Source organism: Thermomonospora umbrina (genome assembly GCF_003386555.1).
Taxonomy (GTDB): Bacteria; Actinomycetota; Actinomycetes; order Streptosporangiales; family Streptosporangiaceae; genus Thermomonospora; species Thermomonospora umbrina.
Window position 1 is genome coordinate 4,945,379 of record NZ_QTTT01000001.1, and the last position, 15,487, is coordinate 4,960,865.

The window sequence follows — 15,487 nt, forward strand, 5'->3', positions numbered from 1 at the left end:
GGATACGTGCCGGGTCCATGGTGCGGGCGAAAGGTTACGGGCGCATGAGTAAAGGATTACTCAAGTTTTTGGGAGTCCCGGGATGTGAGATCGATGCCCACTCACTGAGACATATGCATTAAGGTACGCGCATGGCTTCCAGCAGTTCCCGCACCATCCGCCTGGCCGTCATCCCCGGGGACGGGATCGGGCCCGAGGTCGTCGCCGAGGGTCTCAAGGTGCTCGACGTCGTCGCCCCGGCCCACGGGCTGGCCTTCGACCGCACGTCCTACGACCTGGGCGCGGCGCGTTGGCACCGCACCGGTGAGACGCTGCCGGACGCGGTGCTGGAGGAGCTGCGCGGGCAGGACGTGATCCTGCTGGGCGCGGTCGGCGACCCGAGCGTGCCGAGCGGGGTCCTGGAGCGCGGGCTGCTGCTGCGCGCCCGGTTCGAGCTGGACCACTACGTCAACCTGCGGCCGGTGAAGCTGTTCCCGGGCGTGGAGACCCCGCTGGCGGGGGTGAAGCCCGAGGACATCGACATGGTCGTCGTCCGCGAGGGCACCGAGGGCCCGTACACCGGGGTCGGCGGGGTGCTGCGCAAGGGGACGCCGCACGAGGTCGCCACGCAGGAGAGCGTCAACACCGCGTTCGGCGTCGAGCGGGTCGTCCGCCACGCGTTCGAGGTGGCCGCCTCCCGGCCGCGCAAGAAGCTGACGCTGGTCCACAAGGACAACGTGCTGACCTTCGCCGGCGACCTGTACCAGCGCGTCCTCAAGCGGGTCGGCGAGGAGTACCCGCAGGTCACCACCGACTACTGCCACGTCGACGCGGCCACGATGTTCTTCGTCAACCAGCCGCAGCGGTTCGACGTGGTCGTCACCGACAACCTGTTCGGCGACATCATCACCGACATCGGCGCGGCCATCGCCGGCGGCATCGGGCTGGCCGCCTCCGGCAACGTCAACCCCGACCGCACCGCCCCGTCGATGTTCGAGCCGGTGCACGGCAGCGCCCCCGACATCGCCGGGCGGGCCAAGGCCGACCCGACCGCCACCATCCTGTCGGTCGCCATGCTGCTCGACCACGTGGGGGCGCACGAGGCCGCCCGCCGGGTCGAGCAGGCCGTCTCGGCGGACCTGGCCGAACGCGGCTCCGCCGTCCGCGCCACCCATGAGGTCGGCGACGCCATCGCCGAGCGAGTATCCGGCTAGCGGCACGCCGACCTCCGCTGGTTTGCAGGAGAATCTCCGGGCGTGCCCCACGGGCCGCCCGGTTTTTCGTGCGCCCGTGATTCCGGGAGAGCCCGACGAAGTTGGACAATGGGAGTGCCGGGACGGCGAGGAGGCCGCCGCCGGCCGCTCCGGGAGAGGACCCAGATCATGAGCAGCACCCTCGAGACCCTCGATTTCACCGTGACACCCGCGCCCGACCCGACCCCCGTGGAGGAGCGCGAGCGGATCCTGGCCAATCCCGGATGGGGCCAGCACTTCACCGACCACATGATCACCATCCGGTACTCCGAGGGCCGCGGCTGGTACGACGCGAAGCTGGAGCCGTACGGCCCGATCGCCCTCGACCCGGCCACCTCGGTCCTGCACTACGCGCAGGAGATCTTCGAGGGGCTCAAGGCGTACGTCCAGCCGGACGGGTCGGTGGTGACGTTCCGCCCGCAGAGCAACGCGGCCCGGTTCAACCGCTCGGCGCGCCGGATGGCGATGCCGGAGCTCCCGGAGGAGCTGTTCGTCCGGGCGCTGGAGCTGCTGGTGTCCACCGACCGCGACTGGGTCCCGCGGACCGAGGGCTACAGCCTGTACCTGCGCCCGTTCATGTTCGCGACCACGCGGGCGCTCGGGGTGCAGCGGCCCTCGCAGGACTACCTGTTCATGGTGATCGCCTCGCCGTCCGGGCTGTACTACCCGCAGGGCGTCAAGCCGGTCACGGTGTGGGCCTCGCAGGACTACACGCGGGCCGCCTCGGGCGGCACGGGCGACGCCAAGACCGGCGGCAACTACGCGGCCTCCTTCGCCGCCCAGGCCGACGCGGTGCGGGCCGGCTGCGACCAGGTGGTCTGGCTGGACGCCGCCGAGCGCCGCTGGGTCGAGGAGGTCGGCTCGATGAACCTGATGTTCGTGTACGGGTCCGGCGCGGACACGCGGCTGCTGACCCCGGCGCTGACCGGCACCCTGCTGCCCGGCATCACCCGTGACTCGCTGCTGAAGCTGGCCCCCGACCTCGGTGTCCCGGTGGAGGAGGGGCGGATCGGCATCGACGAGTGGGAGGCGGGCTGCGCCTCCGGTGAGATCACCGAGGTGTTCGGCTGCGGCACGGCGGCGATCATCAGCCCGGTCGGCGGGGTCCGCAGCGCGCGGAGCGCCTGGACGATCGGCGACGGCGAGCCGGGCCCGGTGTCGATGCGGCTGCGCGACGAGCTGATCGGCATCCAGTACGGCACCCGCCCCGACCCGTACGGCTGGGTCCACAAGATCATCTGATCGGCGGGTGCGAGACGCCGTCCTCGGAACGAGAGGGCGGCGTCTCGACACGTGAGACCGATGTGACGGCCACGGTGAGCTGTGGTAGACAAGTGCCCATCATGCGCCACAGCCTCGTGATTATCGGCTGGCGCGCCGACACGTAAGGACACCGTCGGCGCGCAGACCTCTCACGTCCGTGAGGGGTCTTTTGCTTTTCCCGGCCACGTCCGCGTCCCCTTGGAGGGATAGCACCATGCACAGCGACGGATTCCACCTCTACGACACCACGCTGCGGGACGGCGCGCAGCAGGAGGGGCTCAACCTCTCCGTGGCCGACAAGCTGGCCGTCGCGCGCCACCTCGACGAGCTGGGCGTCGGATTCATCGAGGGCGGATGGCCGGGCGCCAATCCCAAGGACACCGAGTTCTTCAGGCGCGCTCAGACCGAGCTGGACCTGAAGCACGCGCAGCTCACCGCGTTCGGCGCGACCCGCCGGGCCGGAGTGAAGGCCGCCGACGACCCTCTGGTGGCCGCCCTGCGCGACTCGGGCGCGCCGGTGGTGACCCTCGTCGCCAAGAGTCACGACCGGCACGTCGAACTGGCCCTCCGCACGACGCTGGAGGAGAACCTCGCGATGATCCGCGACACGGTCTCCCACCTGCGTGCGGAGGGCCGACGAGTCTTCCTGGACGCCGAGCACTTCTTCGACGGCTTCCAGGCCAACCGCGCGTACGCCCTGGAGGTCGTGCTGACCGCCGCCGAGGCGGGCGCGGACGTGATCGCGCTGTGCGACACCAACGGCGGGATGCTGCCCGACGAGCTGGCCGACGTGGTGCACCAGGTCGTCGAGGCCGGGGCCCGGGTCGGCATCCACTGCCACGACGACTCCGGCTGCGCCGTCGCCAACACCCTGGCCGCCGTACGGGCCGGTGCGACCCACGTTCAGGGATGCGCCAACGGGTACGGGGAGCGCAGCGGCAACGCCAACCTGTTCACCGTGGTCGGCAACCTCCAGCTCAAGCGGGGGATGCAACTGGTCAGCGACGCGCAGCTCGCCGAGATGACCCGGATCGCGCACGCCGTCTCCGAGGTCACCAACGTCGCGCCGAGCCCGCAGCAGCCGTACGTGGGCGTCTCGGCGTTCGCGCACAAGGCCGGGCTGCACGCGTCCGCCGTCAAGGTCGACCCGAACCTCTACCAGCACATCGACCCCGCGATGGTCGGCAACGACATGCGGATGCTGGTCTCCAGCATGGCGGGGCGCGCGTCCGTGGAGCTGAAGGGCCGCGAGCTGGGGTACGACCTGTCCGGCGAGAAGGCCCGCCAGGTCGTCGACCGGGTCAAGGACCTGGAGGCGCAGGGCTACACCTTCGAGGCCGCCGACGCCTCGTTCGAGCTGCTGCTCAAGGAAGAGCTGAACGGCAGGCGCACCCGGCACTTCGACGTGGAGTCCTGGCGGGTGATCGTGGAGCGCCGCCCGGACGGCGAGATCGTCAGCGAGGCCACCGTCAAGGTGCACGCCAAGGGCGAGCGGATCGTCTCCACCGGCGAGGGCAACGGCCCGGTGAACGCGCTGGACCGGGCGCTGCGCACGGCGCTGGAGCAACTCTTCCCCGAGCTGGCCCGGATGGAGCTGGTCGACTACAAGGTCCGCATCCTGGAGCTGGGCCGGCTCGGCACCGGCGCGGTCACCCGGGTGCTGCAGGAGACCAGCGACGGCGAGACCTCGTGGAGCACGGTCGGCGTGGACGAGAACGTCATCGAGGCTTCCTGGCAGGCGATGGAGGACGCGGTGACGTACGGGCTGCTGCGCGCCGGCTACGAGGCGGGGTGACCCCGCCCCGGGGGAATGATCGGCGTCTCGTGGGCACTGATACCCACATGAGCCATGAGATCAGCGACAACGCCGCCGAGAGCCGCTACGAGATCCGGCTGGACGGCCGGCTCGCGGGCTTCGCCGAATACCGGCTCCGCGACGACACGGTGGCGTTCACGCACACGGAGATCGACCCCGAGTTCGGGGGCCGGGGCCTCGGGAGCGCCCTGGCCCGCGGCGCCCTCGACGACGTTCGTTCGCGGAGCCTCCGGGCGGTCCCGCATTGCTCGTTCATCAAGGGCTACATCGACCGGCACCCCGAGTACGCGGAGCTCGTCGCGGCGGGCTGACCCCGCCCCCTGGCGCGGGGTCAGCCGTCGGCGGGCTTGGGCGCGGCGCTCTGGATGACCTCGAAGCTCCACAGCTCCGCGCCCATCGCGGCCGGGCCACCGTGCCCGTGCCCGTGACCGCGGCCCTGTTGGGCGGCGTCCTTGGCGGCCTCCGCGTGACCGCGCCGGAAGTCCTGGCTCTCGGTCCACTTCTGGAACGACTGCTCGTCGCGCCATTTGGTGTAGACGAGGTAGCGGTCCGTGCCCTCCACGGGACGCAGCAGCTCGAAGTGCTCGAACCCGTCGGCCGACTCCACCAGCCCCGCGCGGCCCCCGAACCGCCGCTCCAACTCGGTCCGCATCTCCTCGCTCACGGTCAGCACGTTGATCTTGACGACGGACATCGTGGAACCCCTCTCCGCTATGGTCGGCTCGACCCTATCCAGGGGCCGGCCGCGTCTCCTTCGGGACACGGTCGTCCCCGCACGCGAACCTCACGGCCGTTTCGGTCGTCGGATCCTCATAGATATGTCCAGGGCTGTGTGGAAGGTGACGACTTGAGCGCCGACGAGCCGGGCTACGTCCCGCCCGACCACAAGACGACCGCGGAGTTCCGGATCCCGGAGAGGTCGCACTCCGGCGCCCCGTCCGGGGGCGCCGAGGACACCATGGTGGACGGCGCCCTGCCCGACGACCGCGACCCGATGGAGGCCACCGCGGTCGACCCGGTGTCCGAGGCCCCGGCCACCGTGACCGACCTGCCGATGGACGACGTTCCCTCCGATCTCCCCACCGACGATCCCGAGGACGTCGCGGTCGCCCCGTCGGCGGCCGTCGAGAACGAGCAGGGGCCGGGGGAGTGGACGGAGCAGTTCGGGCAGGAGGAGGCCGGGCTTCCGGAGGCGACCGCGCCGCACCCCGGGCTGGCCAAGGCCGCCCCGGCGGGCCCGATGGCGGCCGCCGCCGCGCCCCCGCCGGACGTTCCGCAGGCGAACGCACAGCCCGCGATCCCCGGCCCGTCGCCCGCCGTCGCGAGCGTGCCGCCCGCAGGCGCGGGGCCCGAGATCGCGCCGCCGCCCGCGCCCGATGGCGCGACGCCCCCCGCCGGCGTGATCGTGGGCGCGCCGGGCGGACCGTTCCCGCCGGTCGCCTCCCCTGTCCCCGGCTTCCAGGCCGGGCCCGTCCCGCCCGCCGGCGGCTCGCCGAACGGCTCGCGGCTGCCGCTGGTCGTGGGGGCCGTCGTGGTCCTCGTCCTGGTCGTGATCGGTGGGGCGGTGGCGTTCGCCCTGCTGTCCGGCGACGGTGACCCCGAGGCCACCACCGCCCGCCCGAGCGCCTCGACCGGTGCCGGACAGGTGCCCCCTGCGGTCCTGACGCCCGGGGCCTCCGGTGCGCCGACCCCCGGCGCCACCGACCCGGGCCCGGGTTCGCCGCCCGGCGCGCCCGTCCCCGTACCGTCGCAGGGCGCTCCGTACCCGGGCCAGGGCACGCCGGGCGCCACGCCGCCGCCGCGCGCCCCCATCGGCCCGGTGGTGAACGGCGACGGTCTGAAGTACCAGCTCGTCCAGCGGGACCCCGGCTACTACGAGGGCCTGCTGATCATCACCAACCGCGGCGACCGTCCGATGAAGGAGTGGACGCTCACCTTCGAGGTGCCCGCCGACAGGGTCAAGAACGTCTGGGGCGGCGAACTCGTCCGCGGCGGCGACACGGTGGAGATCCGCAGCCTCATGGGCGCGCGGCCGATCCCGCCGGGCGCCACCTTCGAGGTCCGCTTCGGGGCCGAGGGCGCCCCGGACACCCCCGGCCGCTGCCGCTTCAACGACCGGAGCTGCGGCTTCGAGTGACCCGTGGGGGCCCGTCCGTTCGCCCACCACCGGCACCGGCCGGAAACGCGTCGGTGCCGCCGGCTAGGCTGCGAGGCGTTGGTGTCCACTACTCAACCACGGGGCGACAGTTGCGTATCGCGAGGTTCTCCACGGGCGACGAGATGTCCTTCGGGGTGGTCGAGGGCGACTCCGTCGCCGCCATCGCGGCCCATCCCTTCGGCGAGCTGCACCTGACGGGGGCGCGGTTCGCGATCGAGGACGTACGGCTGCTGGCGCCGATCCTGCCCAGCAAGGTCGTGGCGATCGGCAAGAACTACGCCGAGCACGCCCGAGAGATGGGCGGCGAGCCGCCCGCCGAGCCGGTGATCTTCAGCAAGCCGTCCACGGCGGTGATCGGCCCCCGGGAGGCCGTCGCCTACCCGCAGAAGCTCTCCGAACAGGTCGACTACGAGGGCGAGCTGGCCGTGGTGATCGGCCGGATGTGCCGCGAGGTGCCCGCCGCCCGGGCCCGCGACGTCATCCTCGGCTACACGTGCGCCAACGACGTCACCGCCCGCGACCTGCAGAAGCGGGACGGGCAGTGGACGCGGGCCAAGGGCTTCGACACCTTCTGTCCGCTCGGCCCCTGGATCGAGACCGAGGCCGACCCCGCCGATCTCGCGCTCACCACCACGGTCAACGGCGAGGTACGGCAGTCGGCCCGCACCTCCGAGCTCACCCACGACGTCCCGGCGCTGATCGAGTACGTCAGCCAGGTGATGACCCTGCTGCCCGGCGACGTCATCCTCACCGGCACCCCGGCCGGGGTGGGCCCCCTGGAGATCGGCGACGAGGTGTCGGTGTCCATCGAGTCCATCGGCACCCTCACCAACCGCGTCGTCTCCCGGGACTGACCCGCGCGCCTCCGTCCTGTCGTACGGCGTCCGTATCGTGGCCCGAGAGGGCGTCGTACGAGAGGGGGAGATGCCGTTCATGTCGTTCACCGGCTTCACCGAGGAGGCCTTCGAGTTCTACGAGGGCCTCCAGGCCGACAACTCGATGGCCCGCTGGACGGCGCACAAGGCCGTCTACGACCATGCCGTGCGCGAGCCCATGACGGAGCTGTTCGCCGAGCTCGAGGACGAGTTCGGCCCCGCCAAGCTCTTCCGCCCCTATCGCGACGTCCGCTTCAGCAAGGACAAGACGCCCTACAAGACCCACCAGGGCGGCCACGCGGGCGGCGGCTTCTACTGCCAGATCGACGCCGACGGCCTCTTGGTCGCCGGCGGCATGTACGCGCCCGGCTCCGAGCAGCTCAAACGCTACCGGGCGGCCGTCCACGACGACCGCACCGGCCGGGAGCTCGAGGACATCGTCGCCCGCCTGCGCACCGAGGGCTTCGAGATCGCCGGCGACCGCCTCAAGACCCGCCCGCGCGGCACCCCCGAAGACCATCCCCGCCTCGAGCTGCTCCGTCACCGCGCCCTGTACGCCCATCGCGGCTGGCCCTCCGACGAGCCCTGGATCGCCACCCCGGAGACCGTCCGACGGGTCCGCGACTCCTGGCGCACCCTCCGCCCCCTGGTCGAATGGGGCGCCGAGCACCTCGGAGGCCCCGCCCTCCCCGGGTGATCCGTACGCCCCCGATCGGAACCTTCCCGGCAATCGTTTTGGTGGCGGGACCCCAGGTCCGGTAAGCTCTTCGAGGCGCGAGCAGGGCTCCAGAGCCCGGCCCGCCACTGGGGTATGGTGTAATCGGCAGCACGACTGATTCTGGTTCAGTTAGTCTAGGTTCGAGTCCTGGTACCCCAGCAAGTATCACGACCTGCGGCGCGGCCCCTCCGGGAGTCGCGCCTTCGTCATTCCACCCTCCCACTTGGGAGCGCATTGGGAGCAGTCGCCACCACGGGTGCGGGGCGGCCAGATGCGAGCCGCCACTTCTGGCCCTCGAGAGCACCCGTGTTCCGTCCAGGCGATGGAGCCGAGCGACCCTATCCCTGACGGCACCGCGATCGCGGTTGCTTGAAGCTGAGCCAGGGAAGGCCCGTCAGAGCTGTGGATCATCGGTGGGGCAACAAACGGGCCGGTCCTGGTCAGAGGCGAGCGGTGCGGGTGTGGGAGATCGATCTGCGTAGGCTAGGCCGACGGATCTACAGGACTTCCCGCGACGACCATGCGCACGCGCCGTATCTGATCTGACGCTGAGAGGTCGGAACCAGCGCTAGATCGTCGGCGCTCATCCACAGAAGGCATCAGCGCCCAGGGCTTCTGACCCCTTACGGGTAGAGCAGTCCGGGCCGCGTCCAGTCAACGGCATGGCACAGTCGCATCTACGGTCCGCTGGCAACATGCTGGGGACGATTTGAAGGTCGGCTGTGGCCGCTGTGCCAGGGACTGAGCGATCGGCGACTCCACCCCCTTGTGCGGTCTCGCGGTGTTGCAGGGTGCTAGAGATGCGTGCGGGCACGGCACCGCCTGGTGTCGCTGCCGGCTATCGCGGTCACGGCCGTGCTGCCCCATGCCACCTCATTCACGGCGACCGGACGCCACCGGACAGCTAACTTCTCCCTGCTGTCCGGGCAAGCTCATAGAGCGTGCCGTGCTTGCTGGCCATGGTGGACTCGACGGACTCGGCGAGGGCGGAATCACGCACTAGTAGGCCGAACTCGACGTTGTGGTTCTCAGCGCTGAAAGAGAAGTTCGCGCTGGTGAGCATTAGGACCTCATGGTCGATGACTATGAACTTGGCGTGGCTGACCACACGTTTGCCGCTGGGCAACTCGGTCGACTGGTAGATCGTGGCTTTCGGGAGTCGGGTCTTGACCTTGACGGCGTCAGCCTTGTCGCCATCGATGTAGACGGTGACGACGACGCCGGGCTGCTCGGAGGCCTCCTTGAGCACGGTCCACATCCGCGAAGTCTGCTCGAAGTTGTACGTCGCGCATACGACCGACTGCCGGGCCGCCTGAACGATGCGGTGGAACTCGCTGGTGAGGTGACCGACCTTGGCCTCGTTGCCGGGCATCGTCCACACGGGCGTGAGATCACGGTGCCAGGACTTCGCGCCGGCGATGGCTCTCAGGACCCCTGCCGCACGTTCGCCGTCGGTGTGATTCAGCCCGGCAGCGGCGAGCAGCCGCTTGACCTCTTCACGACGGGCGGCGTTGACAACAGTGAGTGCCTTGACGGTGTGCTGGCCGGACTCGAACTGAACTGCGAGCGCTTCGGCTTCGCTGAAGGTCAGGAATCCCCCGAGTGACGCGAAGTGATCAGAGGGCATCCGGGCTCCCGAAGAACCCTGGGACGGTCTCGCCCGTGGCTGTCGGGAGGTTGAGCAGGAGCCGCCGGTCGAGAAACCGGTTGGCCTTCTCGCACGAGGTCTCGGAGGCGAAGGAGCAGCAGTGGCACGCGGCGCCGTGGAGAAAGTCTTCTGGGTCGCTCGGGGTCCGCATCGCGCACACGGGGTCGGACGAGCAGCGTGCCGCGCGGCGGAGTGCGGAGACCACCAAGCCGCGGAGACGGTCGGGCTCGGAGAGAGCGACGAGGCCGCCGAGAGTGCCTTCGCTATCGGAAGCGGTGGTGCAGATCAGCAGGCCGGCAGCGGCCTCCCGCTGCGGCGAAGCCGCCCAGCCGTAGATCCGCTCTGTCAAGCTGGCCGCACCGTAGCCACTGGACATCGCCATCTCGCGGATCAGCGCATGTGACAACGTGTGGAGCAGCCAGTAGCGGGGAGCGGGTAGACGAACATCGGGGTCGACGTTCTTGGCGGTTTCAGAGAACCGCCGCTCGAAGTTGCGCCGGTGAGCCGCCCGGTGCGCACTCCACAACGACGTCGAGAGGAGACGCTGCTCCCAGCTTGCCACCGCGTCGAGGTCGAGTTGGAGGAAGATCCCCTCACCGCGATCTTCGGTCGCGGGAACCCACGTCGGCTTGCCATCGCGGGTGAGCTTGACCAGGCGGCCGATGAGGTCATTCACCCGGTCCATCTCGTCCAGGCGGGTGAAGCCGAGGACCGCGTTGACCTTCTTCATCTGATTGACCGCGACGATGCGGCTGATCCGCGGATGGAGGTCGGGGTCGCGCCGCATCTCGGTGACCATGAGTCCACTGGAGTTCTGCTGTTGCGGAAACAGTGCGGGCTTCTGGAGGTAGCGCCACTCGGGGACCAGGAGGTCGACCGGGTCCCATGCGGCGCGCTTCTCTTGGCGCTCCTCCTCAGAGTCAGCCGGAGCGATGACGGCAGCGACGGCAGCCGCGATGTCGGCGTTCGTCAGACCGTCGAGGTCAATGTTCTTCGCACCTGCGAGGGCTTTGATGACGTCGAGCTGGTTGCCGAACTGTTCGACCTGCTCCACGCCCAGCTCGACGCGTAGCCGGGCAGCGAGGGCTTCCTTCTCCTCGGCGTCGGTACGAGGCATGACAATGATCGACTGGGTCGAGGCGAACCAGAGGTTCGATGCGCCCATCATGATCAGCGCAGGCCGGGCATCACATTTGTTGTCGAACGCGTTGAGGTGCGGGTGTCGGCCGCGGCACTCCTGCGGAAGTTTCTCCCGACCGACAGAGCCTTGCGCTTCGGCCATGCCGCGAGACCGCCCACACGAAACGCAGCCGATGATCGAGCCGACGCTCTTACCGACGTTCGCGTCGCGCATCTTCAGGTCGGGCAGGTTCGCCTTGGAGCACTTCCTGCCTCGGTGGACCCACAGCGAGTATGGGAACTCGTCGAGGTGGCCGTTGGCACAGGTCAGCAGGTGCTGCGCCGGGACGGCCGGGCTGCCGGACTTCTTTTTGGACTTGCCGCCGCGCCCTGGACAGTTCTTGTGGGTGAACTGTGCCAGATCGGGCCGGAAAGGATGGGTGTTTGCGTAGCTGAAGCGCGGCAGCGGCCCGAGGTAGTCGCATCCGGTGCAACGGAACCATTGTGGAAACACACGGGCGGGGATGCCGAGGTCGGAGCCTTCGTTGGACATGCCCATCCGCTTGGGCTGCCAGGGGAACGGCCGTAGGGCATCGACCTGTTCGCCGAGGTGCAACCGAACGACCTTGAGCAAGCGCGGCTCGAAGATGCTCGGGATGTGGTCGCGGCGCTTCCAGATCGGCTCCCAATCGCTGAGGCCGGCGGGCATGATCGAGAAGTTCGGCAGGTCCATGATCGCGCCGGGACCGTAGGTGTAGAGCAGGGATGACGGGCGTGCGGATCCGACCTTGGCGCGGTTCTTGACCACGCCTGCCTCGGCGTCGCCGAGGGGGTCGAGCAGCTCGTGCTCGTCGTGCAGCATGTCGTCAACGGACTCGGGCAAGGGATCGGCCATCAGTCGTCCTCCGCGATCGGCAGGGTCCAGTCGGCGATGCCTTCGGGCGTGCGCGCGAAGAGTCGTTCGGGAAACGGGCTGACCAGTAGGTTGATCTCCGGTTGGACTTCGCGCATCGAATTCGCGATGACGAACGGCGCTTCGAGCGATCCGCCGACGGAGGCCTTGGCGTTCTCCGGGCTGATGATCAGTGGCAGGTACTTCTCGCCCTCGCCGGTACGTTCATAGACAAGGGTCTTGTGCTTTTCGGCGGCACGCTGAGCTCGTTCGGCCCAACGGTCGAGGCGGTTGACGAGCAGATCGTTGGCTCGCTTGGTCGCGGTCTCATCGCGGGCAGCCGCCGCGATGCGTTTCTTGAGTCTTTCGATGATCGCTTCGACCGCGCCACGTTGGTCCTTGATCCGCCACGCCTCGCGCTCGGCGGAGAGTCCGCCGGTGACGGAGGCTTGCAGCACACGAGCCGCGCTGACAAGGAGCCCGTCGATGCCTCGCGCCAAGGAAGTCGGCGAGTACGGGGTTACCGATAGGGCCTCGACCTGAGCGTAGAAGGTCTCGTGATAGTGCCGGAATTGCTCAAAGTGAGCAAGGTCGCGGGGACGGGCCCAGTTGCCGAGCGACACCACCAGCCCGGGCCGATCGGATGGGTCACGACCGACACGAGAGGACGCTTGGATGTATTCCGCAGTGTTCTTGGGCTGACCTACGACCAGCATCAGACCGAGGCGCTGGACGTCAACACCGACCTGCAACATCGATGTCGCGAGTACCACGTCGAAGGGTGAGTCGGCCTCACCGCGACGTGTCACGTCCTTGCCTTCCTTCGCGTCCGCGATGCGCTGACGGGCGGCTTCGGTGGAGTCGTAGTCGGGATCGAACTCAAGACCGAGTCGGTCGAGCGTCGCGCCGATCTCGGACGAGGCGATGCGGGAGGTCAGCTCTCCCGTCTTCAGCAGGCCGAAGCTTGCACCGCGCCGACTCGGATAACCGGAGCCCTTGCGCGGGCGCTTCACCCGGTTTTGGACGTCGTCGGCGACATAACGTGCCATGCCGGCCAGTTCACGGGTTGCGTTGAAGTAGCCGACCAGCGTCATGTACGGATCGGCGGCGGCACCGGCCCGGTCGAGCAGCAACTGACCCGAAGAGAGCAGAACCTCCGAGACACGGATCTCGGCGCTGGACAGGCGCACGCCCTGAGCGCTCACTCCGATGTAGCGGCGGCCAGGATTCTTGTCGTCGATGGGGACTTCCTGCGAGAAGAACGTGTCGGCGACGTCGAGCACTTGCGGCGGGAAGACCTCCACTTGGCGACCGTAGAGGCCACGGACCTGTTCCTGTGCGTTGCGCACCGTTGCGGTCGAGGCGACGATGAGCGGCTTGACCGAAGAACCGTCTGACTTCTCCCATGACGAGAGTGTCTCGACGGCGACCTCGAACAGACCGACCGAAGTGCCGAGAGCGCCGGTAATGAGGTGCAGCTCGTCCTGGATGATGAGGTCCGGCGGACGCAGGCGACCGACCGGTGCCACGGTCGCGGTGGGCAGACCGTCCCTCGCGGGGTGCGATCCCACCTGGCACGGCGTGTAGTCGGCATGGACGTAACCGTGCCGACCGCAGCGCCGGCTGACGTATCCGAACAGCGCGGCGGCCTCACCCTCCCGTGCGAGCCGGGCGAACTTGTCGACCGTGGCGATCACGAAGGCTGGCGTGAGGCGGTAGATCTCCTCGTCGACGGTCAGAACGGGGAGACCCTCGCTGATGGCGCCGCCTTTGGCGAAGGGACAGCGAGCCAACTCGTCGCCACAGTGAACAAACACGCGTCTCCGCGCTGCGTCGGCCTTCACATGGGCCGCGGTGATCAGTGTGCCGCACCACGGGCAGCGTTGGATTTGAAGGACTGTGAGCCGGTGGCGACCGAACTCGTTGGCCCTGGTGAGCTGCTCGTCGGCTTCCTCGAACCGCTTCGGGCTGACAGCGGTCCCGACCCACAGGCCGATGCGGAACGGTTCGCTTCCCCATGTCGCCTCGTCCTCACGACGAGCCAACTCCGCCGCGCACACCAGCGTCGTCGCACGCTGGAACTGCTGCGCCGTCAGCAGGCGGAGCGTGTAGCGCATCAGAACCGCGATGCCGTCACGCCCGTCGAGTGGTCCGTCCGCCGACTCCACGATGCCCTGGCGGCGGCGTATCGCGAACGTGTAGGCCGCGAGCCCCAGGTATGCCTCGGTCTTGCCACCACCGGTCGGGAAGAAGAGGAGCTCGACCTTCGACTGGTGCGCTGAGCTCCGGATCGGATCAGCGGGGTCGGTCAGTGCACCGAGCTGCATCAGGATGAAGGAGAGCTGGAACGGGCGCCATGACGCCGCCGACGCGCCATAGCTCGCGACGGCCTCCCGTGCCTGCTCGATCGACAAGGCGGCGTCAGCGGCGCGTGCCGCGGCGACCTGCGATGCGATGCGCTGATCGCGCATGACCCGGTTCATGAACTGGAAGCAACGCAACGCCTCTCGATCACTGGCGACATGCTCCAAACCAGCGACCAATCGCTTGTGCGCTGCGCGCGCCTCCCACAGTGCGACGTCGGCGGTCTCTCGTAGATGGCTCGGCAGTTCAGCGGCTACTGTCTCCTGCGCGTCCAGCCACGATCCGTAGCCATCAACCAGCGGTGCGAGCCCCGCACGCACGTCTTCTGCGGATGCTGAGGCCAGAGCATCCATCGACAACAAGGCGTCCTCGACCGACCGCGCCCTTGTCTGTGGTGTCTCGGCGATCGGAAGCCATGTCGTCTCGACAGCCGAGGCGCGACGTGAACCCGGCCTCACCGTCCAGTCGGCCGAGCACGTGCGGCCGATCGCGAACTCCAGCCTGTTGCGATACTGGAGGTTGAGGCGCTTGACCTCCTCGTCGTGCTCAGGCCAGTCGTGCTCCAGCACGTCCCGCACGGGCAGGAACGCCTCGGAGCCGCTGGCATCGATCACGAGCTTGGTCTGGAACATCCACATGCTCAGTGGGATCGGCATCGGTGTCTCGCGGTCATTGCACAGCGCGATCTCCACGAGCACTCGGCCGTACTTCGGATCGTCGTAGCGGTCGACCCGAAGGACAATCGACTCCCTCAGTGCCACGGACGCGGTTTGACCTGCCTTGAGGTCGGCCAGGCGGATGGTGCGCGTCTCTTCGACCGGGGTGCGCTGGTACTCGCGCATCGGCCGGCCGGCCTTGGAGACCTTGTCGGTCTCAACCGTCTCGTACGTCCCCCACGACGCGACCACACGGAACGCTTCGAGGTCGGACGGCAGCTGGAAGCGCAAACCCATCGAGGAAGGGACCATCATCCCCTGCTTCGGCGCACGGTCCTCAACATCATCCTCTTCTGCATCCGCCTCAGCGTCCTCGGCTGCGTACGCAGGGACGCCCCGTCCTCCTGTAACGCCGTCGTCGTCCGTGCGGACTTGGACCAGTGCCTCTCCGTCGGTGTCGTCCGTCGAAGCGGTTGCCGAGCCGACAAGCTTTACCGGAGCGATATGCCCCGCGAGGTACTGCGAGCGCGGGCTGAACGGGAGCGTCTCCTCAGGGCCGTGAATCGGACCGAGGAGCTCGCGCTGGAGGATGTCCACGATGTTCTCGCGCACCGCATACGAGGAGCCGTCCAACTTGTGGTTCAGCTTGTACGACGCCTGCGGTCCGGCTGCCTCAGTGGTTTCCGTCACGGGTCATAAGTCTGCCGGAGGAATCTGACAAAGGGCCGTGCATCAGAGGAATCCGG

General features: G+C 68.8%; 11 protein-coding genes and 1 tRNA gene. 8 read left to right on the forward strand and 4 right to left on the reverse strand.

The genetic code is table 11. From position 1 onward, the window contains the following. The first annotated feature begins 131 nt into the window (after positions 1-131). The 4 genes from DFJ69_RS22015 (at position 132) to DFJ69_RS22030 (ending at position 4,622) form a co-directional block, all read left to right on the forward strand. Positions 132-1,193: a 3-isopropylmalate dehydrogenase gene (locus tag DFJ69_RS22015; RefSeq protein ID WP_116024355.1), complete on the forward strand. Its 1,062-nt coding sequence runs from the start codon at positions 132-134 to the stop codon at positions 1,191-1,193. Between the two features lie 168 nt (positions 1,194-1,361). Then, entirely contained in the window at positions 1,362-2,474 is a 1,113-nt protein-coding gene (locus DFJ69_RS22020; RefSeq protein ID WP_116024356.1) for a branched-chain amino acid aminotransferase, read from the forward strand. A 235-nt stretch (positions 2,475-2,709) separates the two neighbouring features. Beyond that, positions 2,710-4,290, forward strand: a complete 1,581-nt coding sequence (cimA, locus tag DFJ69_RS22025; protein WP_116024357.1) for a citramalate synthase — start codon at positions 2,710-2,712, stop codon at positions 4,288-4,290. 47 nt (positions 4,291-4,337) lie between these two features. Further along, positions 4,338-4,622: a GNAT family N-acetyltransferase gene (locus DFJ69_RS22030; RefSeq protein ID WP_116024358.1), complete on the forward strand. Its 285-nt coding sequence runs from the start codon at positions 4,338-4,340 to the stop codon at positions 4,620-4,622. A gap of 20 nt (positions 4,623-4,642) precedes the next feature. Here the strand turns inward: DFJ69_RS22030 and DFJ69_RS22035 are convergent, their stop codons facing one another. Further along, the gene (locus DFJ69_RS22035) at positions 4,643-5,005 is read right to left on the reverse strand and encodes an antibiotic biosynthesis monooxygenase family protein (RefSeq protein ID WP_116024359.1); all 363 of its coding nucleotides are present in this window, start codon (positions 5,003-5,005) and stop codon (positions 4,643-4,645) included. Between the two features lie 153 nt (positions 5,006-5,158). Between DFJ69_RS22035 and DFJ69_RS22040 the strand changes: the two genes are divergently transcribed. The 4 genes from DFJ69_RS22040 (at position 5,159) to DFJ69_RS22055 (ending at position 8,221) form a co-directional block, all read left to right on the forward strand. Continuing rightward, entirely contained in the window at positions 5,159-6,448 is a 1,290-nt protein-coding gene (locus DFJ69_RS22040) for a cellulose binding domain-containing protein (protein ID WP_116024360.1), read from the forward strand. Positions 6,449-6,558: 110 nt separating this feature from the next. Next, a complete protein-coding gene (locus DFJ69_RS22045; RefSeq protein WP_116024361.1) occupies positions 6,559-7,323 on the forward strand; it encodes a fumarylacetoacetate hydrolase family protein in 765 nt (254 codons plus the stop codon). A 79-nt stretch (positions 7,324-7,402) separates the two neighbouring features. Further along, positions 7,403-8,041 carry a DUF2461 domain-containing protein gene (locus tag DFJ69_RS22050; protein ID WP_116026805.1) on the forward strand — a complete coding sequence of 213 codons (639 nt, stop codon included), beginning with the start codon at positions 7,403-7,405 and terminating at the stop codon, positions 8,039-8,041. A 108-nt stretch (positions 8,042-8,149) separates the two neighbouring features. Continuing rightward, positions 8,150-8,221, forward strand: a tRNA-Gln gene (locus tag DFJ69_RS22055). Positions 8,222-8,966: 745 nt separating this feature from the next. On the opposite strand, the gene drmC is transcribed toward DFJ69_RS22055, so the two are convergent. Genes drmC through drmA form a run of 3 tightly spaced genes read right to left on the reverse strand, consistent with a single transcriptional unit; the run spans position 8,967 to position 15,431 of the window. Further along, the gene (drmC, locus tag DFJ69_RS22060) at positions 8,967-9,689 is read right to left on the reverse strand and encodes a DISARM system phospholipase D-like protein DrmC (RefSeq protein ID WP_116024362.1); all 723 of its coding nucleotides are present in this window, start codon (positions 9,687-9,689) and stop codon (positions 8,967-8,969) included. Then, a complete protein-coding gene (gene drmB / locus DFJ69_RS22065; RefSeq protein ID WP_211328690.1) occupies positions 9,679-11,724 on the reverse strand; it encodes a DUF1998 domain-containing protein in 2,046 nt (681 codons plus the stop codon). The genes drmC and drmB overlap by 11 nt, the downstream gene beginning before the upstream one ends. Further along, the gene (gene drmA / locus DFJ69_RS22070) at positions 11,724-15,431 is read right to left on the reverse strand and encodes a DISARM system helicase DrmA (RefSeq protein WP_116024363.1); all 3,708 of its coding nucleotides are present in this window, start codon (positions 15,429-15,431) and stop codon (positions 11,724-11,726) included. The genes drmB and drmA overlap by 1 nt, the downstream gene beginning before the upstream one ends. Between the last annotated feature and the right edge of the window lie 56 nt (positions 15,432-15,487).